This window comes from Acinetobacter sp. IK23, assembly GCF_035615275.1.
GTDB lineage: Bacteria > Pseudomonadota > Gammaproteobacteria > Pseudomonadales > Moraxellaceae > Acinetobacter > Acinetobacter seifertii.
The window spans coordinates 1-24,743 of the sequence record NZ_JANBNX010000012.1; the positions used below are offsets into that span (position 1 = coordinate 1).

Genomic DNA, 24,743 nt, shown 5'->3' on the forward strand with positions numbered 1-24,743 from the left:
ATATTGAGATTTATTACAATCGGGTCAGAAGACATTCTGCAAATGGCTGGTTAAGCCCTGAAGCCTTTGAGAAGAAATATTTTAAGAATTTAGAGGGATTTGTTGTCCACGATACTGTCTAGGATCATCTATCTTATTGCGTTGCCTTAGGTGATATTCATCTGATACATAGAGTTGAATAGCCTGCATATTCCTCCGATGATAAGTAATTAAATCAATACCTTGATCTTTCAATCTAATTTTTAATTCTTGGCTGATGTAACCTCGATCCCCGTAAAGTTTTCCGTTTAGGCCAGCAACCAATTGCTCAACCATTTTTATGTCAGCAACATGTCCATTCGATAAAGCAGAACAGGCAATTTCACCAAATTGATCCATCGCAATATGTAATTTACAGCCATAAAACCAGCCCATTGAGCTTCTACCACGTGATGCAATTTGGACTAATGATTTATGACGCTGAATACGTTGATTTTTACAAACTGGCAGAGTTGTTGAATCGATCCATAAATATTGTGTACCTTGGCCTTTCATCAGTGCCACATGTAGGGCATGCAGTGCCAATTCATGCCTTTTGATCAGATGAATCATCCTTTGATAGCAAGGCAAGTACTTAAATAAATGGCTTTTATCTTCTTTTAACCAAGTGAAAAAGGCTTTGAAATTATTGAAATGAGAGCATTTGTACCAAATGCCAATAAAGCAGATTTCTGAAATTTTAAGTTGAGCAGTTCTGATTCTTAAGGAACCACGGTTTTGTTTGAGAAACTCCCAATAAGTTGATTCAAATTTAAGAAAAAAAATCATCAATTACGCAGAATAATTCGGTACTATTGAACATCAGGACTAGAGTTGTGAGTTTGGTGTGGTAACTCAACTGATGGCTCTAGTCCTCTTATTTTTCAAGTCAATTTCTTATCCGCGATTCGGGTATTTTAAAATATTATTTTTTATAAATTTTATATAAAGATCATCTTTTAAAATAATAAAAGTGCTGTGGTGTGAGTAAACCATCTAAGGGCTGATCCCAGCTTTGACGTTCTAAAGTATGTTCAATAAATTGAAATTGATGGGCCAGTCCTAAACGGTAAGGTTTATGATTAGCACTTGCCAATGTACGATCATAATAACCACCACCCATACCAATACGTGTCCCATAGTGATCACAAGCTAAAAGAGGCATAAGCAGTAAATCAAGCTCTGAGACATGTTTTCCTCGCGTTGCCATAGGTTCTTTCATACCGAGTGGATGATGAGAAAAACGTCGACTTAAATATTGGTTTTTATTGATCTTTATCCATACTAAACGTTGATTCATTGAACAAATCATAGGTAAATAGACTTTTTTGTTATTTTTAAAGCAGAGTTTGATAATAAGATCAGTATGAATTTCACCGAAAGCATGTAGATATAAGCCAATTTTTTTTGAGGAGTGAAAAATAGGAAGTCTATTTAGGTAATGTAAAACGTTAAGTTGAGCCTGTTTTTGCTCAAATTGGGTTAAAGAACGTCTTTTAGATCTTAAATTTTTTCTAATAAAACTTAGTTCATTCATGGGTAAATCTAATAAAGATTTGAAATCAGTCGTCCAAAATTATACCTATTTTTCTATAGTTTTACCGAAATTTAAGTACTATAAAAAACAACATAGTTTAATCGATAACATAAAAATTACTTTTCTCTAGAAAAGGCATCTATATAAGTTTTTTAGCTTTTTTACGTATCTACAGTATTTATTTACATGTAATCAGGATAAGTATATTTAAAGATGAATATGAAACCGTGAAGGCTATGAAGTTAAAAATTTTAACGATGATGATGTGTACTGCTTTACTGAGTGCCTGTACCAAACAGGCAGACTCAGAAGCTCCTCAAGTTGACTATAAAGCTCAATTTGAAGAATCTGACCGAAAAATTGGTGAGTATTTAGATCAATTGGATAATCCTAAAACACCGCAGGAAGTTAAGGTTAAAATTTTATGTCACGACTATCCTGATCTGTACAAAAAACTGTACATGCCCGCCTTAATCAAAATTTCACCAAAGCCCTATACTGAAGAGAAACTACTTTCAGATTTGAAAAGTGCAACGGATTACTATAAAGGAAGTTTAGGAATAAAATGCGATAATTAAAAATTGTATAGTGTCACGTAAAAATTGATAATTGTGAATTGATTGGCATTATTTAGATATGCTAAATTTATTGATGTTCATTATTTAAATTTTTCATTGGACTTGAAATGCAAATCATAAAATTTTTGCAGAGTTTTAATACGATTGGTACCTATTTAATACTTGCTTCTATCTTGTTAGTGGTCATGATGATTTACTTTTATGTCATCAATCCTGCATGAACATTTAAAGAAAAATCGTTTTTATCTATTGGTTATCTTAAATGGAAGTTGAATAATTAATACAAGGTAGGGATATGAAATTTAAAATATTATTAATAAGTTTTCTTGCAACGGGTTGCTATGCTAATGACAATACAGATGATCCAAATATTTGTAATATCGTGAAAAAAGTTGCTTACAATGTCATGGAAGCTCGGCAGAAAAAAGTACCAGTACAGGAATTGCAACAAATTGCTGATAGTCTTACAGATCAAAAAGCAAAGCAGTTTTATCAAGACTTAATTAACTCAGCTTATGCTGCAAAAGTATTCAAAACGAGTTTTTTTAAACGGAAAGCTATCGAAGATTTTCAAACAGGTTGGTATCAAGAATGTTTGAAAAGAAATGCACAATAATTAATAAATGATAATTCATTAATTTTTAAGTTTAACTAATAAATGAATACTAGACTGACAGGTCTGTATAGAGACTTTAATTTGAAATAAAAATTATATTTATACTGATTTGCTAGAAAATAAATACTCCGAAGATGCCGCTGCATGTGTCGTTACCCTGAACCCGATGAGTTCAAGGTGGCCGCGACGTACACTTGCTGGGTTTCCTACTCGAAGGTAGGCATACACTCTAAATATACAGAACGCAATCCATAAGTTTAAGTATCGGCAGGGGAATAGACCCGCTGGCGAACATCCCAGAGATAGCTTAATTATAAACGATCTTATTCAGTTGGCAATCGTCTGAGTTTATTGAACTGTAAAGTTAGTCTTCATTTGATGAAGCTTTGTACACTAAAAGTATATATAGTAATCATAAGACACACGAGATAACTTCAATAAAAAAAATGCCTTGCTCTATTAACTTATAGCGCAAGGCATTTTTGTTGAAAGATGTTAATTAAACAGTTTGTTCAACATCTTCCAAAATCGCCTGTAGTAGACGTTCACAGTGTGTATATTCTTGCAAAGATTTATTCAAGCTTAATACTTCTTGGGTGAGCTGTAGGGCAACCATAATGACCAGTTTGTTGTGCTCAACACGGGGAGCACTGCGACGCATTTCGTTAAATTTCTCATTGAGAAGTTCAGCTGCACGCTCAAGTTCTTCTCTTTTATCAGAAGTAGTCGCAAGTCTAAAAGTTTGCTCAATAAGCCGAAGCTCTACCATGACTTGTTCACTCATGATTGCGTCTCCTCGCCAGTTTCAACATTTGGGTGAGCAAGTTGCTGAATTTCTTGTGCATTTTGATCTTGAGCTGTACCTAAAATTGCTAAACGTTGAATAATCGCTTCAACTTTGGCTTTGGCAAGTTCATTTTTTTGTAACAAACGGTCACGATCTTGCTGTAAATCATGCAACTCTTGTTGAGTCTGTCGTTGATGTGACTGAAGTTTTTCTTTGGTTACACGTAACTCATTACGCTCTGCCAAAATTTCTTGAAAACGATTTTTTAAATCAGTGGTACTTTTTTCTAGACGGCTATAACGTTCAGCAAGTGTATTAGCATCTTGATTCAATTGTTGAAATTGGCCTTGTAACTGAGTCAATTGCTCAGTTAATGTCTCAATTTCCTCTTGTTTTTTAGTAATGATGCTATTTTTTTGCACAACTTGTGCGTGATGCTCTGTTTCAGCCAGTTCTTTAGCTTCCGAGAGAGTAGAATTTTCACTCTCTAGATGATGTAAGCGTGTTTTTAAAACGCCAATATGCGCTTGTAGCCGCTGTAATTGTTCTAACATAACGAGGTCGCACAGAATTGCAATCAAAGGTAATATATACGAAGTATAGAGATTGGATAAACGAATGCAAGACGATATTTCAGGCTGGACAGAATGGAACGCTCATTTTGAAGGAATTGAAGAAATTTCAAGCCCTAGTGAGTTACATGGTTTACTAACAGGTATTGTTTGTGTGACAGAAGCGCCAACGCGTGAAGAATGGACACAAATTTTAACAACTCTTAATGTACCTGATTTAAATGAAGAAGCTTTAGCGCTTTTAACTGATGAAACAGAAGATGTAGCGCATGCTTTATCGGAAGACGAATTGGACTATTTGCCAATGCTTCCAGATGATGAACACACCCTACAAGATCGCGTACAAGCATTATCAGACTGGTGTGCGGGTGTTGTTCTTGGCTTTGGTTTGGCATCGGGTCATGTCCGTGCTGATGAGCGCGAATTAATTGAACATTTGCAAGATGTCGCAGCAGTAGAGTTTGAAGACTCTGATAACGACGAAGAAGGCGAAAGCAGTTACGAAGAATTGTACGAGTTTGTACGCCTTATTCCTGTGAGTTTATCTATTGGCAGAAAGAAAGTAACAGTTGCTGAAAGTTCATTATTGAAAAACTTTTATGCAAAAAGTAAAACTTCTGCTGTAGGCACTACAGATCAAAATATTGTAGAAATGTTTACACCACATCGCCCAAGTTAATTGAGGCGATGTGTTATTGGCTGTGTTTAATTTTTTGACTTTAAAATTCTAAATCAAGTAGATCATTATGAAATTGCCTCAAGCTGATTTTCAACATCGCAGAAATCGTCTAGCAGAAAAAATGGGTCCAAACAGCATTGCGATTATTGCAACGCGTGAGGAAATGTACCGTAATCGTGATGCGGATTATAAATTCCGTGCCGATAGTAGTTTTTTCTATTTGACTGGTTTTGCAGAGCCTGAGGCAGTAGCTGTTATAGAAACCTTTGATGATGTTACTGACTATAGCTATAGCTTGTTTTGTCGTGAACGTAACCGTGAGATGGAAATCTGGAATGGTTACCGTGCGGGAATTGATGGCGCAATTGAAGAGTATGAGGCAGATGAAGCTTATGCAATTGATCTGCTTGATGAAGAAATTATTGAAAAATTATTAAACAAAGAACACCTTTATTATCGAATTGGGCACAATGCTGCATTTGACGCCAGAGTAAGCCAATGGATTAAAAAAGCGAATACTGAGCATCGTCATGAAGCTGCTCCAGCTCAGTTGGTTCAACTTGATCGCATTATTGATGAAATGCGTTTAATCAAGTCACCACAAGAAATTGAGCTAATGCAAATTGCCTCAAAAATTAGTGCTAAGGCACATACCCGTGCGATGCAAACAGTTCGCCCCGGCATGATGGAATATGCTCTTGAAGCCGAGCTTAATTATATATTTGGGCAAAATGGCTGTGTGCCTTCTTACAACAGTATTGTCGGTGGTGGTGCTAACGCTTGCATTTTGCACTATGTTGAAAATAACCAACCTCTTAAAGACGGCGATTTAGTTTTAATTGATGCTGCATGTGAATATGAGTTTTATGCATCGGACATTACTCGTACTTTTCCAGTAAACGGAAAATTTAGTCCAGAACAAAAAGCATTATATGAGGTGGTATTGGCCTCTCAATATGCGGCGATTGATGCAGTACGTATTGGTAATGCGTACCGCGAGCCTCATGAGGTTGCGGTTAAAATTTTAACTGAAGGCTTAGTTGAGTTAGGTTTGCTCAAAGGTGATGTGAGTGAGCTGATTGAAACTGAAGCATATCGTCAGTTTTATATGCATGGTACAGGCCACTGGTTGGGTATGGATGTACATGATGTCGGTTCTTATAAAAAAGATGACGAGTGGCGCCAATATGAAGAAGGTATGGTTGTTACTGTTGAACCAGGTTTATATATTGCACCAGATGACGAAACTGTAGATAAAAAATGGCGTGGTATTGGTATTCGTATTGAAGATGATGTGGTCGCAACCTCAAAAGGCCCACGAGTTTTAACTGCTGATGTAGTTAAAGATATTGCAGATATTGAACATTTAATGGCGCAAGCTAAAGCATAATTAAACGTATTCGCCAAAGGAGCAAATTCGATGCAACAACAAGTGATTATTGTAGGTGGGGGTATGGTGGGTTTGAGCCTTTCCCTGATGCTGGCGAAGGCTAATATCGCAGTCAAACTATTAGAAGCTGTGAAATACCCAAACTATGATGATCAAAATGTTGCCCCTTACCATTCCAGTTTCGATGCACGTAATACGGCTTTATCACGTCGTAGCGTACAGATTTATCAGAAGCTAGGGTTATGGGATGCATTACAACAACATGCCACTCCAATTTTGCAAGTTCACATTACTGAGCAAGGCAGTTTTGGTAAAGCACGTTTAGTTGCAGAACAAGAAAAAGTCGAAAGCTTTGGACAAGTCATTGAGAATGCGTGGCTCGGTCGAGTTTTATTAACTCAAGTACGCCAACAACCTTTGATTGAGCTAATTGATGGCGTAAAAGTCACTGCTCTAACTCAAGACGCTGAACAGGTACATATCGAAGCTCAGCGTGGTGATGAAGTCTTAAAGCTTGAGTCAAAATTATTAATTGCAGCAGATGGGCGTGATTCTTTCTGTCGTCAAGCAATTGGTGTGGGTGTTGATGTTCACGACTATGATCAGGTTGCGATCGTTACGACTGTTCAGACTTCAAAACCGCATGAGCAGGTAGGGTTTGAGCGTTTTAGTGCATTAGGACCTTTAGCTTTATTGCCGTTACCGGGTGAATATCGTCGCTCAGTGGTATGGCCTGTTAAAAAGGGCACTGAATATGAGTGGTTAGGTGAAGAAAACGACCAGCATTTTTTAAGTGCCTTGCAACAAACCTATGGTGACAGAGCAGGTAAATTTGAAAAAACAGGCAAACGTTTTAGCTATCCGCTTTCACAAGTGCTTGCGCATAAACAAGCGGTTGGGCGCGTTATTTTAATGGGCAATGCAGCGCACACCATTCATCCAGTTGCAGGGCAAGGTTTTAATTTATGCCTACGTGATGCAGATGTGTTGCTACGTTATTTAGTAAATCAGTTAAGCACATCTGATGATATTGGTAACCCAGATAATTTGCTTGCCTATGAACAAGCCCGTTTATCTGACCAACAGCGAGTAATTAAGTTCTGCGATACTGTCGTTCGTGGTTTTAGTAACCAAAATCCATTATTAAAATTAATTCGTAATACGGGATTAATTGCATTTGATGTGATTCCGGGTGTTAAGCCCCTGGTAGCGAACTATGCAATGGGGTTAAAAGCATGAGTGAAGTGTTAGATGTCGTTATTGTTGGTGGTGGACTGGTCGGTGGCTTAACTGCTTTATTACTTGCTCAAGGTGGTGTACAGCCTACGGTGCTGGATGCTGCTCCTGTACTTGATGTTGAAAAAACATTAAGTGTGATGAACCCACGTGTTTTAGCACTTAGCCAAGCGACCATTCATTTACTTAAAACAGTGAATGTTTGGGATGATTTAGCACGTCAAATGCCTTATACCGGCATGCAGGTGTGGAATCTAAATGGCTATGGTGAAATTAATTTTGGCCATGAGTCTGTACAAAGACCAATGCCAGAGCAAGCCTTAGGTTCTATGGTTGAGCCGAGCGTATTGAATGTTGCCATTCAGCAAAAAATGCTAGAGCAATTAACCGATTATCGTACTGAAGTTCGTGTTACGCGCATTGAGCAAGGTGTTGGGTGTTGGCATATCCAATTGGCTGATGGATCTACACTTAAAACTAAATTGCTTATTGGTGCAGATGGTGCCAATTCATTTGTACGTGAACAAGCTTTTATTGACCTAGATGTCCTAGATTACAAACAAGCAGCCATCAGCTGTGCAATTAAAACGTCTAAGCCGCATCAGCATGTTGCTCGTCAAATTTTCTTACCTACTGGACCTTTGGCATATTTGCCAATGGCGAGTCTGGATGCAAGTGAAAATGGTTACTGGCAGTCAATTGTCTGGACACTGCCAGATGATTATGCCGATGAATATTCGGCTTTAAGTGATGTTGAATTTATGCAGCTTCTAACTCGTGAAAGCCAGCATATGTTGGGTGAAGTGCTCGATGTTCGTTCAAGAGCACAGTTCCCACTTAAGGCTCGTGCTGCAAAACAATATGTGAAGGCTGGTTTAGCCCTAATCGGTGATGCCGCTCATGTTATCCATCCGCTTGCTGGACAAGGGGTAAATATTGGCTGTTTAGATGCCGCTGTACTCTGTGATGCACTACTGCATGATTTAGGCCGTGGCGTGTGGGCGCATGAACAAACATTAAGACGTTATGAACACCGTCGTAAAGGACAAAACGATGCGATGATGCATAGCATGTCTGCGATTGGTTGGTTAGAAAGTTCTGAGTTGTTCCCATTTATTTTGGCTCGAAATGTAGGACTTAAGCAGGTTGAACAAATTTCGTTCTTAAAAGAGCGTTTTATGCAACAAGCGAACGGTTTAGGGGCTTTACAAAACACCCTGTATAGTCGTTAAAATAATTACGAAGTTTATGCTCTACTGGTCTAAATAAATATCAGTAGATATTTTTTAAACAATCATTTATATATCATTACCAATTCGGTCAGAAAAGATACGGATTTGACCAATTTGGCTCTTTGCTAAATGCAAAGAGATTGCTAAATTTCTGAGGTCTCAAAGGCCATAGCGATGATGCAATACAAATCATTGTGGGGAGTGTAAATATGACAGATATCAATGATTATGAAGATGCAGAAGATTCTGCTGTAGATGAAGATGAAGCCAAAGCGGCTGAGAGCGGCGCGGCTGATGAAGAAGCAGGCAACTTAACGGATGCCGATCTTGCAGAAGCAGAAACGCTTACCGTAACTGCGAAACAAAAACAGCGCCAAGCATTGGAAGATGAGGTTGCTGCGTTTTTAGCTCGCGGTGGGAGAATTACTGAAGTTCCGCCAGACGAACATAGCGACCATTAATATTAAAAAAGCATCACATGAGTGATGCTTTTTTATTGGCTTCTAAATTGAGTTAAAGGTTATTTTGCAGTTCTTTTAAAATGCCGCATTCGTCTACTGTACGGTCTGTAGAGCAGTGCTGTTTTAAATCGATGAGTGTTTCTTTTAAAAGCAAAAGTCGTTCAATTTTTTCCGATACTTCAATCAAATATTTATTCACCAAATTATCAACTTCCGTACAAGCCTGTTTCGGCTGAGCTTTCATCTGTTTTAGCGTTTTAATGTCGTTAAGAGAAATATCTAATTCGCGGCAATGTTTAATAAATAATAGGTCTGCGAGCGTTTGATCTGTGTAAATACGATAATTATTTTCTGAGCGCTGAATACGGTCTAGCACACCTACTTTTTCGTAATAGCGAATAGTATCGATAGGAACATCGGATTTTTTTGATAATTGGCCAATAGAAAGACTCATAAGACTTGACTCTGGAGCTACTCAAGGGTTTTTAATCACTATAAAAGAGTTTTTGAGGAAATAAAATGGCCGGATGTGGATGTGCTTCAACATGTTCCCCTACAAAGAAAGTCAGCCCACGTTTTAGAAAGGCGTTGTGGATTGCACTTGTGATTAATGCACTCATGTTTGTGGTTGAAATAGTAGGCGGTTACAAAGCCCAATCTGTTTCATTGTGGGCAGATGCACTCGATTTTGCAGGAGATTCAGCAAATTATGCTTTGTCTTTAGTTGTACTTTCGATGAGCCTTTACTGGCGCGCAACCGCAGCACTGGTTAAAGGATTAACCATGGCGGCCTTTGGTTTCTTCGTCATTGCAAAAGTGGTGTGGTCATTCTTTCATGGCGTTTCACCTGAACCGATGGTCATGGGGGCAATTGGGGTAATGGCTTTAATTGCGAATGTTTCTGTTGCGCTTATGCTTTATGCATTTAGGGATGGTGATGCCAATATGCGCTCTGTTTGGCTGTGTAGTCGAAATGACTCTATTGCGAACATTGCTGTTATTTTTGCTGCTGTAGGTGTGTTTGGAACAGGCACCGTATTTCCGGATTTATTGGTAGCATTTGTGATTGCATACTTAGGTGTATCTTCCGGCTATGCTGTGATTAAGCAATCATTACAGGAAAGAAAACAGTCAAAAGTGATGTTAGGTTCAGAAGCTTAATTTTGATTGCATAAATAAAAAGTACCATTCAACCATGGTACTTTTTAATGGTTGAATGCATTAGATGAGAAGAGAAATCGCAATACTCCACATAACGCAACCAATAAGAAAGTCTAAAATTTTCCAAGCCTTTGGATTGGTAAATAATGGTTTTAGTAATCTTGCTCCATAACCTAAACTGAAAAAGAAAATCCAAGAAGCAAGAATACTGCCCAAAGCAAAACTAAGTTTGTCTTCTAGCTGAGTTGCAACCGAACCCATCAGTACAATGGTGTCTAAATAGACATGTGGATTTAACCAAGTAAAGGCAAGGCAGGTCACTAGTGCTTGGGTTAAAGTTTGTTTTGGGCTGCCTTGAAGCTCCATGCCTTGGTTCGTTTTAAACGCTGCATAGAATGCTTTTGCACCGTAGACGAATAAGAACGTTGCCCCTAAATATTTAGCGACCGATATTAAGATAGGTGATGCAGTCATAATTTCGGCAAAACCCAATACACCACAAGCAATTAAAATCGAGTCAGACAATGCACAGATTAAACATAGCCAAAATACATATTGCTGTTTAAGTCCTTGCTTTAGAACAAAAGCGTTTTGGGCACCAATCGCTACAATTAGGCCGCTACCAATACCTAAACCTTTAAAAAACACACTCAGAGAAAGCATAACCATTAAGCAGAAAAAATCAGATGCGGGAATTATCTGACTTTTTATTGGGAAATAAGTAAAATTAAGAATATTTAGGTTTGGCTAAAAATAATTTAGGTTTGTATATGTTAGATAGTAAGCAATGTGAAGCTTTTCTCGCAGTTGCAGAAGTCGGGAGTTTTGATGCAGCAGGAGAGCATTTATGTATAACTCCCTCTGCTGTATCACTACGCGTACAAGCACTAGAAAAATATTTGGGTCAGATTTTAATTATACGGGGCCGCCCTTGTGTACTCACACAAGCAGGACAAACCTTGCTCCAGCATTTACGTCATACGAGGTTAATGGAGCAAAATCTTTTACAAGGTTTAATGGGAAAATCTTCTGAATCGGAATTTTATAAAATTGCTTTAGCTTCAAATGCAGACTCATTAGCGACTTGGCTTTTACCCACTATTCAGCAGACATTGTTTAAAGAAAAAATAGTGTTAGAGCTAAAAATTGATGATCAATCACACACGCATACTTTGCTAGAAACGGGGCAGGTTAATGCATGTATCACAGCAGAAGAGCAGGTTATGGCGGGTTGCTTAGCTCAGCCTCTTGGTAAAATGCGCTATAAAATGCTGGCATCGGCCGAATTTGTAAACCAGTGGTTTAGTGGTGGAATTAACCGAGAAAATTTAAGAAAAACACCAGCAGTTATTTTTAATCATAAAGATTTAATGCATTCGGAAGTTTTATTAAAAGGATACGGTTTACCGATGCAGAGTTATCCTTATAGTTTTATTCCGGCAACAGATGCTTTCGTCAAAGCAATTCAGCTGGGTTTAGGTTATGGAATGGTGCCAGAGCTTCAAGTTCAACCATTACTCGAAAACGGAACACTTATTGATATTATGCCTGAAGCTCAACTTGATATTCCTTTGTATTGGCACCACTGGAAAAGACAGTCGAAACAACTTGATGTACTGACCGAAACAATTGTTCAATCAGCAAGACATATCTTGAGATAAACTCAAGAACGAGAACGTGCATAAAAGTTTGAAACGTGTTGAATATAAAACTCTATGTCTTGCGCTGAATAACCTAAAAGTTGTCCGATTCTACGGTCTAGTGCTAAGCGGTCTTCAAGTTGAGTTTCCTTTATTGATTTTTCAATACATAACACGAGTTCATTCAAATCTGCTAAAGAGACATCTTTATAGATCAGCATAATTGAAAAAGGTACAGGTAAAGATGTTTCAATATCTTTACTGAGCATACTTAAAGTACCTTGCTCAAGGTGCTTTACAAATTCAGTAGGTAATAAGTCATAAAATAAAGCAATTGGTTTCTTACCAGACAATAATAATTCTAGTTCTTGCCCTTCATGGGGGCCAAGTTTTCCAAGCTGTTCAGCCATATCAATGCTCTTGTTTTTATGATTAATATTATTATGCAAAATTCATGCGCGGGATGGCATAAAGTATTTGCCATCACCACACTTAGTTAAAAAATTAAGATTGTGTCAGCTCAAGTGCACGTTGATAAGCAACTTTTTTCTTAATACCTGTTAAATCGGCAGCAAGTTGAGATGCCGCTTTAACAGATAAATCTTGAAGTAAGCGCTTTAAGAGCTCATCTAGTTTTTCTTGTTCCAGATCTGTCTTTTCTGGTGCACCGCCAACTACCAGAACAATTTCACCTTTTTCTTGATTGTGATCATTTTCTATAAAACTAACCAAATCTTTTAAAGTCATTTTTTTGATGGTTTCAAAAGTTTTGGTAATTTCACGTGCGAAACCGACAGGGCGGTTTTCACCAAATACTTCAGCCATATTTTTTACGCATTCTAAAATACGGTGAGGTGCTTCATAAAAAATTAACGTTTGAGTTTCATTTTTAAGCTTTTCAAGTTGGGTAATACGTTGAGAAGCTTTTGATGGTAAAAAGCCTTCAAAACTAAAACGGTCACTTGGTAAGCCCACCGCACTTAACGCAGCAATTGCAGCACATGCACCGGGTACAGGTACAACTCTAATACCATGTTCTTGTGCAGCTCGAACCAGTTTAAAACCAGGGTCGCTAATAAGCGGCGTACCTGCATCGCTAATCAAAGCAATATTTTCACCAGCAAGTAACTTTTGAACTAACTGTTCAATTTTATTGCTTTCGTTGTGGTCATGGCATGCTGTAAGTGGGGTAGATATATTATAGTGCTTAAATAATTGAGCCGACTGGCGTGTATCTTCGGCAGCCACAATAGAGACTGATTTTAAGATATCAATTGCACGGAAAGTCATATCATCTAAGTGCCCGATAGGGGTGGCTACAACAAATAACTGAGCACTCATTTGGTTTCTACTCCGTACAGATAAACAATTTTAATCGGTTAGTGTACCCGAAATTATCTTTTTGGCGTGAACAATGTCATTGGGCTTTTTTACTTTTTAAGACATCTGCTTTTGATTTGCTCAATTGAAAAAAATTAAAAATGTATAGAGCAAGCTTTGAGAGTATTTACATTTTTAATGGGGAAAATTATGTTAGTCGCGCAGCAGCTCGGGCAATGGGCTGAACAAACGGCATTAAAAATTTTAAAAGAACAAAATTATGAATGGGTCGCCAGTAATTATCATTCACGCCGTGGAGAGGTTGATCTGATTGTAAAACGCGGTAACGAATTGATTTTTGTTGAGGTAAAAGCGCGTGGACAGGGAAATTATGGACAAGCTTGTGAAATGGTCACTGTGAGCAAACAGAAAAAAATAATTAAAACGGCGATGAGTTTTTTACAGCGCTACCCATCTTATCAGGATTTTTATTGTCGTTTTGATGTGATTTGTTTTGATTTTCCACAGAAAATTGCAAAAACAGTACAGCAAGACTTTTCGAAATTCCATTATGATCTGCAATGGATCGAAAATGCATTTACTTTGGATTAAGAGTTCATTACTCTTTTGAGCAAATTAAAACCGATGTTTATGATCAAGCCAAGAAGAGATTGATAGGAGTCTGGTGGAGTGTTGAAACGTATTGCTGTAACAGCGCTTTGTGTCGCAAGTTTGTCAGGTTGCGCAAGTTTTATTTCTGGTGGAACAGGTACAGCTCCAGTTGGAACAGATAGTGGTGTACGTAGCTTAGGTCAGGTATTCATTGACTCTTCAATTAAACGTACAGCGAATATTAACCTCTATAAGCTTGATCAGCGTTTTAAACAATCTCGTATTAACATCGAAAGCTTTCATAGCACAGTATTGTTAACTGGTCAGGTGCCAGACCCTTACTTGAAACAGCTAGCAGAAGATAATGTTAAAGCGATGAGCGATGTGAAAGCCGTACATAACTATATTACGGTAGGTAATAAAGTAAGCTATAACACGATCATGCAAGATGCTGGTGTAACTGCAAATACACGTGCTCTATTAATGAAAGCACCAGTTGTATCGGACAGTAAAGTACTCGTTCATACTGAAGATGGTGTTTTATACGTGATGGGCCGTTTAAATACTGCTGAAATTAATGATTTAAACAGTGTGCTTCAAAATGTGGGTAACGTGACCAAAATTGTGACGCTTATTGATAACATTGATTTAGCGCCTGCTCCAGCAGCATCGACTGGCAACGCAACGACTACACCAGTAATTAATAATGTTCTTGCTCAACCAACAGTTCAAACTCCTGTTGCAATTGATCCGGACCAAGCAGATCCAGCATCATCTACTGCACAATAAAATATGAACTTAATTGAACAATTACAAAGCAAAATTGAGCAGGCGAGAACTCTTTATAAAGAGTTCCGCCTCTATGATTTGGGGAGCTTTGCCTTAAACCGTTTTACACCAAAAGATGGTTTCGAGCAGGTTTTAAATGTGCGTTATGGCTTAAAGCCTCGCCATCGTCTAGATATTTATCGTTCTACTAAGCGTTTAGCACATCGACCACTCATTGTTTTTGTACATGGTGGTGCTTGGCAACATGGTAATAAACGAGACTATTTATTTGTTGGTGAAGCTTTTGCAAAAGAAGGTTATGACGTTGCTGTCATTAACTATCAGCTTGCACCAAAGAATATTTTTCCAAGTTATGTAGAGGACTTAACGCAAGCATTAAATTATTTGCATCAAAATCAGGAAAAATTAGAAATCTCGACAGAGAATACTGTGCTTATGGGACATTCGGCAGGTGCATTTAATGTAATGTCTGCTGTTTATCACCCTGATTCTACTAAAATTGAATGTTTAGGGAAAATTAAGGCAATAGTTGGATTAGCTGGACCATATCATTTTGATTATAAAGGTGATCCGCTTGCAGAAGATGCATTTGATCAGGACATTTCTTATAAAGAAGTGATGCCTTATTATTTTGTAAATCAAAATAATATTAAGCATTATCTACTCATGGCTGAAAATGATCAGATCGTAAAGCAACATAATACTTTAGATATGGATCAAGCTCTTAGAGAGAAGGGGAATCATAGCCATATTGCTATTATCCCTAAAACTGGCCATATTACGATTTTGGCCAGTCTATCGAGTTTTGTAAGTCACTACTTCAAAACAAAACGAACCATTTTGCATTTTCTTGATGAAGTATTTTAGAACCATTGAGTTTTAGAAAGCGCAGATTACTTTGCTTGAGTAACCTGCGTAATCATTGCGTGTGCAATACTGCCTTTAAATGGAATTTCAGGAAGCTGATCAAATTTAAAGAATTGTGCATCGGCAATTTCATCTTCCTGCAAAGAAATCTCGCCTGACTCATATTCAGCTCTAAAAGCAATCATGAGATTACTTGGAAAAGGCCAAGGCTGGCTTGACATATATTGAATATTTTTGAGTTTAATACCCACTTCTTCTAAAGCTTCACGTTGTACCGCTTCTTCGAGAGTTTCGCCAACTTCGACAAATCCTGCAATTAAGCCATACATATTGGTTTTATTGTGAATTGATTTCGCCAATAACACTTCATCATCACCTTTAGTAATGATAGTAATAATGCATGGATTGACACGAGGATACTGATGATACCCACAAGAAGGGCACACCATTGCATATTCACTGGAGTGGACTTCGGTGGCATGTCCACAATGGCTACAAAACTTGTGGTTACGCCGCCATTCGAGCAATTGTACAGCACGACTTGCCTGTAAAAATTGCTCTTTTGACCAGTTGGAAATAAGCTGACGTATGGGAACGAGTTGCAGACCTTCTGGTATAGCCTCTTCACTCAGTAGGTCACGTGCAATGACCTGTTCGTTATGAGTGAAAAGCAGATCACTTGCTAACTTTTCGACTTTGGGTAATTGAAGGTTTTGGTCAACCAATAATTGTTGATGATGAAAAATATAAGCAAGTGATAATTCAGACATTAAGCTGCCTTTTTTTGAAGTTGTTGACTACTTAGCAATGCTACATCAAACATGGATTGTAGAACAGGCTGTTTATTTTTTAAATTGTCAACTAACATATCTAGTCCAGCTAATACGTTAAAAATACAATGAATCTGATCATGACTAAAAGGTTGGTTCTGATCGATTTGATTCTGTACAAACTTAGCAGTTTCAAGCAAAGCATTTTGTTGAACCGTACTGCCTAAAAATTCAGCTGCACCAGCCAACTCTTTTAAAGAGCCTGCAATTGCTTCAATATTCTGAGTTTGATCGTTGGCATATAAAGTCAAACTTTGGCATACAAAATCGATTAAATTTTTTGTCTCATTTAATAAGGTTTGATGTGCTTCATCCAAACGATCTAAAGAGATATTGGTGTTGTTTACACGAATTTGTAGACGGCTAGAAGAATAATTTCGTACCAAAATACCAATTGCATTCATCGCTGACAAAATACTCTTCATCAGTTGCTGAGCGTAATTTTCATTACTCAATATATTGATTTGACTTAAGCTGCTTGCTTGATGAGAAAGCTCGGCTGCCGCTTCATTTAAATTAAGTAATTTAAATGTATGTGCGAGCTGCATAAGGCTGTTTTGTAATTGCTGTGCCTTTTCTGGTGACATGTTTTGATAGTTGTATTCAATATCATTACGAACTTTATTCATTTCGTTTAAGATCAATTGGCTTACCGTTTCCATGGTATCAAAGTCTGGACCATACAAATGCTGACTTAAGGTTTTAAGCTGAGCATCGGTGAGAAATTCATAACCAATATTCAGTTGCTTACGAATTTGCTTTGCAAGTTGATCTTCTTGTCCAATCACAATACTAATTATATCTGCTAGGGCATTTGAATCTGCTTCAAAGCTTTCAGGTGCTGCTAAAAATAGACTTATAGAATTTTCAAGATTAATCAATACACGTAAGCGAGCATCATTTAAAACAAGTTCATCAATGTGATTAAAGGCAGAGTTAACCAATTGCCAATATTGTTGGCTTAGTTGACCATGAGCCATGCTGACTAAATAACTACCAATCAGTTTGAATGCTTGGAAATCTTGAGTAGTTTCAGTTTTATTTAAAAATTTGAGCAAAGACAACTTATAAAGCTGATGAATAAACTGAGTCTTTTCATTAATAACGACCTCGGATAAAGGTAACTCAATTGAAGCTACTGTAAGATTTGCAGAAATCTGTTGTCCAGATGATGTTAATGGCTTGTTTAAAGCTTTTTCTAAATTGTTTAGAGTGTCCAAAAGAAACTGTGGTACTTCAACTTCGCGTAAACAGATAAATTCGATATAGCGTTTAACCATGGTCGTGCCTTCACTTAGAGCAACCACCTCATCGGTATTGATGTGCTCTGGCTTAGCCATAATCTTTTGCATTAATTCTGTCGAATACTGTGTGATCTTTGCCAAATAAGGGATATCAATGAGGCGTAATACCTGAGTGCATTGTTTAAATTGTTCTAATGCATCATCAATACCAAAAGGGAGAGCCTGTTCTTCAATTAATGTACTTACAGCGCCTTCCACAAGTTTTATTGAGTTATCAATTTCATTCTTGATGATAAGCAACGCTGTCGGATCAAATTGAATCGAATTATGCTCAGACATAAAAATTCCCCTTTGCAAAAAAAATCAATTGTTATATTCGTCATGGCTCAATATTTTGAGCTAAAAATCTATACGACTAATATAACTTAACTTGCAAAAGGGGAAACCAAAAAAACACTAGAGAATCAAAAATTTATTTTGCAAAAAGGCAAGGTTCTCCATGTTTTTTCTCAAATTCTTTGACCCAAGTCTCATGTGTGCTTAACTCTTCATCTGAAGGGTAAATGACGGGTAAATCAATTTGAACTCTAGTTCTTGTTGTATTTTGCTGATCTTTTTCACTCTGCGATAGTGCATCCATATCAAACGATACTTGACCACCAGTCATAGCCAAGTAAACATCAGACAGAATTTCAGCATCGAGTAATGCACCATGGAAGGTACGGTCACGAGCTGGAATTTCATAACGTCTGACTAGGGCATCGAGTGAGTTTTTCTGTCCCGGATGCTTGTTTTTTGCAAGTGCTAAAGTATCAGTAACTTCACAAACTTCTGAAAGAGCAGGTAACCCAACACGTCTAAACTCCATATCCAAGAAGTTCATATCGAAGGTCGCGTTATGAGCGATAATTTCTGCACCCTTTAGATACTCAAATAAAGTATCCGCAATGTCTGCATAGAGGGGTTTATCTTTTAAGAAATCATCACTGATACCGTGAATGTTTTCTGAATCGCCCACTGGCTTTTCAGGGTTAATATAAATGTGAATTGAACTACCCGTAAGCTTACGGTTAATCATTTCAATTGCACCGACTTCAATAATGCGGTCACCATCTTGGAAATAGAAACCAGTCGTTTCAGTATCGAGAATGAGCTGACGAGGGCCTTGCAATTTAAGCTTTGCTTCGGTAACAACAATTTGAGGATGAATGTTGCTACTTTGCTGCTTAGTTTCTTGCTCTACAGCTTCAACTTCATTTACTTGCTCGTCTACAGTAATCATCTCAACTTCTTGTGATGGTTCAAGAGCGATATCTTCATCATCGGTTGTTTCAACCAGATCAAATCCAAAAGGGTCGTCTAGCAACCAGTCCTGTTCAGGCTTTTTTATATCTTGCGGTGCAGCAACAGGTTGTGGTTGCTTGAGTTCTTGAGCAGTCTTATCTGCACCTAAATTTGCAAGTTGGTCTGCCATTTCATTGCCAGGATGTCCTGCATGGCCTTTAATCCAATTCCACTCAATATTTCTACCTGCGCAAACAGCATCAAGTTTTTGCCATAGGTCAGGGTTTTTAACATCTTTCCAATTTTTCTTTTTCCAGCCATGAATCCACTCTGTAATACCTTGCTTTACATAGTTTGAGTCGGTCCAGATAATTAATTGTGCGTCGGGTGGGCAAAAAGAAACACCTTCAATCGCCGCAGTAAGTTCCATACGGTTATTGGTTGTATCGGGTTCGCCGCCAAATAATTTATGTTCACCCTGTTCGGTAATGACATATGCACCCCAACCGCCTAAACCGGGATTGCCACGACATGCACCATCAACATACAGTGTGATTGTTTGAGACATAAATCGAAACCTAAACTGAAAGAAAAAGAGCTGAATATGGTGTATTGTATACGCAAAAAGTTCGGTTCCATCGTTACAAAGCAAGCTTTTTTTAATTTCTTGTAACATTTCCATGCAAATGACATTAAATTATTGCCTTGTCTATCTTGCATGCTTTACTACAATGGCATCGAAGACCTAGGGTTTGTGGGCAGACCCCAAGAAATATTACGCGAGTTGTTTGGAAGTTTTTATGTATAAACCAACCACATTTGTGTGGCAGCCATCTGCAGCATCATTATTCAAAATTACAGTCCTTAGCTCTGCTTTAGCTGCGTTGGGTATGACAGCAGGCTGTTCTTCGACTCCGCAATCTGCAAAAACCTCGAAAACAAAACAGGTCAGTGGAGCAGGCTATCTTGATGCAAGCAGTCTAGACTCGTTAGAAGATTTACTTTCAGCAACAGATATGCGTGCTGTAGAGGGTGACCGTCTACTTATTTTAAAACACGGTGACGTTTGGAAACGTATGGCTGTCGGCTTTAAAATGGATCTCGATCACTGGGATCCGCGTATTGAAGCGCAGCGTAGTTGGTTTATTTCACGTCAGCCCTACCTTGACCGTTTAAGTGCTCGCGCAAGTCGTTATTTATATCATACTGTGAAAGAAGCAGAACGCCGTGGTCTTCCAACTGAACTTGCGTTATTACCAGTAATTGAAAGCTCGTATGACCCGGCTGCAACAAGTAGTGCAGCAGCAGCAGGTTTATGGCAATTTATTCCAAGTACCGGCCGTATTTATGGTTTACAACAAACGGGTATGTACGATGGTCGTCGTGATGTTGTTGAATCTACACGTGCTGCATATGAGTTTTTAGGTAGCTTATATAACCAGTTTGGTTCATGGGAATTGGCTTTGGCAGCTTATAACGCTGGCCCAGGCCGTATCCAACAGGCGATTAACCGTAACCAAGCTGCTGGTTTGCCAACAGACTATTGGTCATTAAAACTTCCACAAGAAACCATGAACTATGTTCCTCGTTTCTTGGCAGTTGCTCAAATTATTAAAAATCCTCGTGCTTACGGGGTTTCATTACCACCAATTGCGAACAGACCGCACTTCCGTGAAGTTACATTGTCTGCGCCGTTGTCTTTAAATGAAATTGCATCAGTTAGTGGTCTTAGCCGTGCCGAGTTATATGCATTAAACCCGGGCTATCGTGGTGAAACAGTAGACCCTGCAAGCCCAATGCGTATTTTAATTCCTGCTGATATTAGCCCTTCAGTGGATAATAAATTAAAAGGAATGAAATCTGGTGGTGGTTCAGGTTGGTGGGCAAATGTCACATCACCATCTAAGCCAACTACAACGACTTCAACCTCAGTCACTGTTAAAACATCACCAGCGACCCAAGTTCAGCCTGTAAGACCTACGACTCCTACAAGAACAACGGGTAGTTCTGTATCGGTAAAAACCTCAACACCTCGTGGTTCTGATGCTTTAGCTGCTTTTGCGGCCTCAGCTGATGTGCCAAGTGCACCTCGTATTCCAGTTGCAGTGACACCTGCGACCAATGTTAAGCCAGTAAGAACAGAACCGCCAATTTCAGCTGTTGAGCGTGAGAAAATTTTAGCTGCTGTTCGTGCTGAAGGTGAGAAAGAAACAGTTGAGCAAGCTTTACAACCACAAGCCACTCAAGCTGAAAAAGACCAAGTGGTTGCTGAGTTAAAGGCAATTGCACCGCAAGGTACCGAAATTGTTGACCCTTATGATGGCAAAATTAAGTTAACTGCGATTCAGACAAGTCAATCCGTTGCTGAACAGCAAGGTAAAGAGTTAAGTAAGGGCTTTGCTTATCCAAAAACGTTAACTGAAGATGCAAGTGTTGCAAATTCTGAAGAAGCGCAGCGTAATAAAGATAAGCCTTACATTAAAACCGATACTGATGTTGTTGTTGTACAACCTAAAGGCAAGCGTAGTACCTATACCGTACAGCCGGGCGATACATTAGCAATTATTGCAATGAAAAATGGAGTCAACTGGCGTGATGTTGCCAAGTGGAACCAGATTGATCCAGAAAAGACGCTGTTTGTAGGAACTAGCCTGTATTTATACGATGCTAAACCACAAGAGGTTGAGTCTACGGCTAAATCAACAGTTAAACCTGATGTTTACGTTGTTCAAGCAAATGACAGTTTAACAGGCGTGGCAAATCAATTTAATTTGTCTGTGAAACAGCTTGCTGAATATAACGATTTATCTGTAAGTGATGGTCTATTTGTTGGTCAGAAGTTGCATTTGAAAGAGCCTAAAGGTAACCGTAATTCTGCTAAGGCAGAGCCTAAAGCTGTTCAGGCAAGTACACGTCGTATTGCAACAAAGAGCTATACGGTTAAACGTGGCGAGTATTTGAAGTTAATTGCAGATCGTTATGCATTATCTAATCAGGAATTGGCGGAGTTAACACCAGGGTTATCAGCTGGTAGTAATTTAATGGCTGGTCAGAAAATTAATGTACCTGCAAAAGAAGTTACTGTTGATGAGTCTGATGACAATAAAGCTTCTGGCAAGTATGAAAAACTTGCAGCAGGGCCGTCGTATAAGACTGAAAGCTATAAGGTGCAACGTGGTGATACATTATCAAGCATTGCGACCAAGTCTAAAATTAGCTTAGCTGAACTTGCAGAACTGAATAACTTAAAAGCGAGTAGCCATGTCCAGCTTGGCCAAAACTTGAAAGTACCTGCGGGTGTAAGTGTTCCTGAACACTATGTTGTGCAGTCTGGTGATAGCTTAAATGCGATTGCAGCTAAATATAACTTACAAACCAGTTATTTGGCCGATTTAAACGGATTATCACGTACAGCAGGTGTTCGTGCTGGTCAGCGTTTAAAATTGACAGGTGAGGTTGAAACACCGAGCAAAGCTGCTACTAAAAATGCTAAAGATGAAACACCAGATACTTACACCGTTAAGTCTGGTGATAACTTACGAAGCATCGCTAGCCGTTATCATTTACAGTTAGATTATCTAACTGCATTAAATGGCTTGTCTCGTAACAGCACTGTACGTGTTGGTCAGCATTTAAAACTAACAGGTGATGTGCCTTTAGAAACAGCGAAAGCTGATACCGCAAAATCATCTGCTAAACCTGTTGCAGCAGGTAAAAATACTGAAAAGTATACGGTTAAAGCGGGTGAGTCGTTAAATGTGATTGCGAGTCGTGCAGGTATTTCAGTTCGTGAACTTGCTGAAATGAATGCATTAAAAGCAAATGCTAGTCTACAGCGCGGTCAAAATATTGTGATTCCAAAAACTGTAGTGGAATACAAAGTTAAACGTGGCGACACTTTAATTGGTCTTGCAAGTAAATATGGTCTAGAAACCAGTTTACTGGCGGAACTCAATAACCTAACACCGTCGACGCAATTGCGTATTGGCGATATCATAAAAGTGCCTAATTTATAGAATAATTAGAACTTTATGCAAAAGTTATATTGTCAACTGAGCCTGCTAGTCGGGCTCAGTGTCTTTTCACAAGTTGTATTCTCTGCACAGCAAACCACGCCGTATATTGCAATTCATTCTAAGCCTAAATACCTTGCAATCGCTGCTATGCCTTATGCCAACCCAAACGCACCTAAGGGTGGAGCGTTGAGTCAAGCCGCGCAAGGGACATTTGATAATTTAAATAGCATGAATGGGAAGGGGAACGCGACAGAAGGGGTAAATTATCTTTTTGATACTTTAATGACTCAGTCACTCGATGAAGTTGGGGTTTTATATCCACTTTTAGCCGAGAAAGTTTCGTATGATCCAGAAAGAACCCAATCCGTTACTTTCTATTTAAATCCCAAAGCTCGTTTTAGTAATGGTCAGCCCTTAACAGCAGCAGACGTAAAATTTAGTTTTGATACGTATCAGACCAAATCTAATTTTGGCCTACAAATGTATCTTGCTGACTTGGCAAAAACAGAAGTGATCAACCCACATCAAGTTAAATTCACTTTTAAGTCTAGTCATAATCCCAAAATGCCTTTTGTTGTGGCGAGCTTACCGATTTACTCAAAAGCAGATTGGCAGAACCGTGATTTTACCCGTATTACCTTGCAACCCATAGTAGGTTCAGGGCCGTATGTTGTTGAAAAAATTGATGCTGGACGTAGTATTAGCTATAAACGAAATCCGAATTATTGGGCAAAAGATTTGCCTATTAATAGAGGGCGCTATAACTTCGACCATTTAAAATATGTTTATTACCGCAATTGGGATATTGCATTCGAAGGTTTTAAATCTGGGCAATATACCTTGCATGAAGAAACTAATCCTAAAAAATGGGTCACTGATTACAAGTTTCCAGCGGTAAAAGCAGGTTTAGTCACTCTATATAAATTTAGACACCATAACCCGATTGCAACTGAAAGTTATGTGTTTAATACACGACGAAAACCTTTAAACGATATTCGCTTTAGACAAGCTTTAACTTATGCCTATGATTTTGAATGGCAGAACAAAGCTTTGTTTTATGGACAGTATCAAAGACTACAAAGTTATTTTGAAAATAGTGAGTTGGCAGCAACAGGTCGTCCTTCAAACAATGAACTGGCCATATTAAAGCCTTTTTTGCCAAAGCTTTCTCCAGTCATGCAAAAAGCTGTCTTGGCAGACTGGAAATATCCAGTTTCGGACGCTAGTGGTTTTAACCGTCAAAATTTATTAATCGCAAGACAATTACTCATTCAGGCAGGCTATAAAATTAAAGAAGGGCAGTTATATACGCCCGAAGGCAAGCCTGTACAAATTGAGTTTCTTATTCAGCAAGATGGCAAACAAAGAACACTCATGCTATTTGTAAGAAATTTAAAAAAATTAGGAATTAATATTCAATTACGACAAGTCGATGCACCGCAATATTTAGAGCGTACACGCCGCTATGACTTTGACATGACGACCATGAACTTACCACAATCTTTAAATCCGGGAAATGAACAGGCTCAGTTCTGGGGAAGTGCCGCGGCAGTTCAAGATGGCAACTATAATTACGCTGGTATTCGTAATTCTGTCATTGATGAAGTCATTTCAAAACTGGTCACTGCTAAAGACCGTGAACAGCAAATTATCTATACTCATGTTCTTGATCGATTACTTCGCGCAGGCTATTACCAAATTCCGACTTATGGAAAAGGGGAATATTGGTATGCATACTGGAATATGTATCAGCAGCCTAAAGTGAAACCTGTGCTCTCAGCCGGTATAGAGTATTGGTGGAGTAATGCAAACCAAGCCAAAAAAGTTGCTCAATATTTACATCAACAATAAAAGCACGTACCTAAAGGAAATCC

Annotated in this window: 25 protein-coding genes, 1 other RNA gene and 2 pseudogenes; 16 read left to right on the plus strand and 12 right to left on the minus strand. The window is 38.4% G+C overall.

Going from position 1 to position 24,743, the window contains the following annotated elements; genetic code table 11:
- Positions 1–122: pseudogene (locus tag MSG95_RS10230) on the plus strand (IS3 family transposase); the annotation flags it as partial.
- A gap of 4 nt (positions 123–126) precedes the next feature.
- Here the strand turns inward: MSG95_RS10230 and MSG95_RS10235 are convergent.
- Together MSG95_RS10235 and MSG95_RS10240 are read right to left on the minus strand one after the other, a co-directional pair.
- Positions 127–841, minus strand: a pseudogene (locus MSG95_RS10235) (IS982 family transposase); the annotation flags it as partial.
- 129 nt (positions 842–970) lie between these two features.
- On the minus strand, positions 971–1,555 hold the full coding sequence (locus MSG95_RS10240; RefSeq protein ID WP_004703027.1) for a 5-formyltetrahydrofolate cyclo-ligase: 585 nt from the start codon (positions 1,553–1,555) through the stop codon (positions 971–973).
- 236 nt (positions 1,556–1,791) lie between these two features.
- On the opposite strand from MSG95_RS10240, the gene MSG95_RS10245 reads away from it, so the two are divergent.
- From MSG95_RS10245 to MSG95_RS10255, 3 genes are all read left to right on the plus strand, one after another.
- Positions 1,792–2,133 (plus strand): hypothetical protein, encoded by a 342-nt coding sequence (locus tag MSG95_RS10245; protein WP_077164772.1) that lies wholly within the window; start codon positions 1,792–1,794, stop codon positions 2,131–2,133.
- 107 nt (positions 2,134–2,240) lie between these two features.
- Positions 2,241–2,354, plus strand: a complete 114-nt coding sequence (locus MSG95_RS10250) for a hypothetical protein (protein WP_077164771.1) — start codon at positions 2,241–2,243, stop codon at positions 2,352–2,354.
- 74 nt (positions 2,355–2,428) lie between these two features.
- Positions 2,429–2,749, plus strand: a complete 321-nt coding sequence (locus MSG95_RS10255) for a hypothetical protein (protein ID WP_139344715.1) — start codon at positions 2,429–2,431, stop codon at positions 2,747–2,749.
- 122 nt (positions 2,750–2,871) lie between these two features.
- On the opposite strand, the gene ssrS is transcribed toward MSG95_RS10255, so the two are convergent.
- The 3 genes from ssrS to MSG95_RS10270 all read right to left on the minus strand — a co-directional run bounded on the left by ssrS (position 2,872) and on the right by MSG95_RS10270 (position 4,090).
- Positions 2,872–3,055: non-coding RNA, 6S RNA (gene ssrS, locus MSG95_RS10260), on the minus strand.
- Between the two features lie 193 nt (positions 3,056–3,248).
- On the minus strand, positions 3,249–3,533 hold the full coding sequence (locus MSG95_RS10265) for a cell division protein ZapA (protein WP_004703022.1): 285 nt from the start codon (positions 3,531–3,533) through the stop codon (positions 3,249–3,251).
- Entirely contained in the window at positions 3,530–4,090 is a 561-nt protein-coding gene (locus MSG95_RS10270) for a hypothetical protein (protein ID WP_077162673.1), read from the minus strand. The genes MSG95_RS10265 and MSG95_RS10270 overlap by 4 nt, the downstream gene beginning before the upstream one ends.
- Positions 4,091–4,154: 64 nt before the next feature.
- On the opposite strand from MSG95_RS10270, the gene MSG95_RS10275 reads away from it, so the two are divergent.
- The 5 genes from MSG95_RS10275 to MSG95_RS10295 all read left to right on the plus strand — a co-directional run bounded on the left by MSG95_RS10275 (position 4,155) and on the right by MSG95_RS10295 (position 9,106).
- Positions 4,155–4,787 carry a UPF0149 family protein gene (locus MSG95_RS10275; RefSeq protein WP_004703017.1) on the plus strand — a complete coding sequence of 211 codons (633 nt, stop codon included), beginning with the start codon at positions 4,155–4,157 and terminating at the stop codon, positions 4,785–4,787.
- Between the two features lie 67 nt (positions 4,788–4,854).
- On the plus strand, positions 4,855–6,177 hold the full coding sequence (pepP, locus tag MSG95_RS10280; protein WP_077164770.1) for a Xaa-Pro aminopeptidase: 1,323 nt from the start codon (positions 4,855–4,857) through the stop codon (positions 6,175–6,177).
- 30 nt (positions 6,178–6,207) lie between these two features.
- The gene (gene ubiH / locus MSG95_RS10285; protein WP_077164769.1) at positions 6,208–7,416 is read left to right on the plus strand and encodes a 2-octaprenyl-6-methoxyphenyl hydroxylase; all 1,209 of its coding nucleotides are present in this window, start codon (positions 6,208–6,210) and stop codon (positions 7,414–7,416) included.
- Positions 7,413–8,645, plus strand: a complete 1,233-nt coding sequence (locus MSG95_RS10290; protein WP_077164768.1) for an FAD-dependent monooxygenase — start codon at positions 7,413–7,415, stop codon at positions 8,643–8,645. The genes ubiH and MSG95_RS10290 overlap by 4 nt, the downstream gene beginning before the upstream one ends.
- A gap of 209 nt (positions 8,646–8,854) precedes the next feature.
- Positions 8,855–9,106, plus strand: a complete 252-nt coding sequence (locus MSG95_RS10295) for a hypothetical protein (RefSeq protein WP_004703010.1) — start codon at positions 8,855–8,857, stop codon at positions 9,104–9,106.
- Positions 9,107–9,158: 52 nt separating this feature from the next.
- On the opposite strand, the gene MSG95_RS10300 is transcribed toward MSG95_RS10295, so the two are convergent.
- Entirely contained in the window at positions 9,159–9,560 is a 402-nt protein-coding gene (locus tag MSG95_RS10300; protein WP_077164767.1) for a MerR family transcriptional regulator, read from the minus strand.
- 65 nt (positions 9,561–9,625) lie between these two features.
- On the opposite strand from MSG95_RS10300, the gene MSG95_RS10305 reads away from it, so the two are divergent.
- A complete protein-coding gene (locus MSG95_RS10305) occupies positions 9,626–10,267 on the plus strand; it encodes a cation transporter (protein WP_077164766.1) in 642 nt (213 codons plus the stop codon).
- A 60-nt stretch (positions 10,268–10,327) separates the two neighbouring features.
- Here the strand turns inward: MSG95_RS10305 and MSG95_RS10310 are convergent, their stop codons facing one another.
- Positions 10,328–10,930, minus strand: coding sequence for a LysE/ArgO family amino acid transporter (locus tag MSG95_RS10310; protein WP_031944947.1), 603 nt, complete (start codon positions 10,928–10,930; stop codon positions 10,328–10,330).
- A gap of 107 nt (positions 10,931–11,037) precedes the next feature.
- Here MSG95_RS10310 and MSG95_RS10315 point away from each other — a divergent pair, with 107 nt between their 5' ends.
- The gene (locus MSG95_RS10315) at positions 11,038–11,928 is read left to right on the plus strand and encodes a LysR family transcriptional regulator ArgP (RefSeq protein WP_077164765.1); all 891 of its coding nucleotides are present in this window, start codon (positions 11,038–11,040) and stop codon (positions 11,926–11,928) included.
- A 2-nt stretch (positions 11,929–11,930) separates the two neighbouring features.
- Here MSG95_RS10315 and MSG95_RS10320 read toward each other — a convergent pair whose 3' ends face one another.
- Both MSG95_RS10320 and rsmI read right to left on the minus strand, forming a co-directional pair.
- Positions 11,931–12,317, minus strand: a complete 387-nt coding sequence (locus MSG95_RS10320; RefSeq protein ID WP_077164764.1) for a hemin receptor — start codon at positions 12,315–12,317, stop codon at positions 11,931–11,933.
- Positions 12,318–12,411: 94 nt separating this feature from the next.
- Positions 12,412–13,248, minus strand: coding sequence for a 16S rRNA (cytidine(1402)-2'-O)-methyltransferase (gene rsmI, locus MSG95_RS10325; RefSeq protein WP_068934914.1), 837 nt, complete (start codon positions 13,246–13,248; stop codon positions 12,412–12,414).
- 189 nt (positions 13,249–13,437) lie between these two features.
- On the opposite strand from rsmI, the gene MSG95_RS10330 reads away from it, so the two are divergent.
- From MSG95_RS10330 to MSG95_RS10340, 3 genes are all read left to right on the plus strand, one after another.
- Positions 13,438–13,839, plus strand: coding sequence for a YraN family protein (locus MSG95_RS10330; protein ID WP_068934911.1), 402 nt, complete (start codon positions 13,438–13,440; stop codon positions 13,837–13,839).
- 78 nt (positions 13,840–13,917) lie between these two features.
- The gene (locus tag MSG95_RS10335; RefSeq protein ID WP_004702998.1) at positions 13,918–14,628 is read left to right on the plus strand and encodes a BON domain-containing protein; all 711 of its coding nucleotides are present in this window, start codon (positions 13,918–13,920) and stop codon (positions 14,626–14,628) included.
- 3 nt (positions 14,629–14,631) lie between these two features.
- On the plus strand, positions 14,632–15,495 hold the full coding sequence (locus MSG95_RS10340) for an alpha/beta hydrolase (protein WP_004702996.1): 864 nt from the start codon (positions 14,632–14,634) through the stop codon (positions 15,493–15,495).
- Positions 15,496–15,521: 26 nt separating this feature from the next.
- Here the strand turns inward: MSG95_RS10340 and nudC are convergent, their stop codons facing one another.
- The 3 genes from nudC to dnaQ form a co-directional block, all read right to left on the minus strand.
- A complete protein-coding gene (gene nudC / locus MSG95_RS10345; RefSeq protein ID WP_077164763.1) occupies positions 15,522–16,265 on the minus strand; it encodes an NAD(+) diphosphatase in 744 nt (247 codons plus the stop codon).
- Complete coding sequence (locus MSG95_RS10350) at positions 16,265–17,908, minus strand: chemotaxis protein (RefSeq protein ID WP_077164762.1); 1,644 nt, start codon at positions 17,906–17,908, stop codon at positions 16,265–16,267. Before MSG95_RS10350 ends, nudC begins: the two co-directional genes overlap by 1 nt.
- 133 nt (positions 17,909–18,041) lie before the next feature.
- Positions 18,042–19,421, minus strand: a complete 1,380-nt coding sequence (gene dnaQ / locus MSG95_RS10355; RefSeq protein WP_077164801.1) for a DNA polymerase III subunit epsilon — start codon at positions 19,419–19,421, stop codon at positions 18,042–18,044.
- 232 nt (positions 19,422–19,653) lie between these two features.
- On the opposite strand from dnaQ, the gene MSG95_RS10360 reads away from it, so the two are divergent.
- Entirely contained in the window at positions 19,654–22,869 is a 3,216-nt protein-coding gene (locus MSG95_RS10360; RefSeq protein ID WP_151819526.1) for a lytic transglycosylase, read from the plus strand.
- 15 nt (positions 22,870–22,884) lie between these two features.
- A complete protein-coding gene (locus MSG95_RS10365; RefSeq protein WP_213033539.1) occupies positions 22,885–24,720 on the plus strand; it encodes an extracellular solute-binding protein in 1,836 nt (611 codons plus the stop codon).
- Positions 24,721–24,743: the final 23 nt, after the last annotated feature.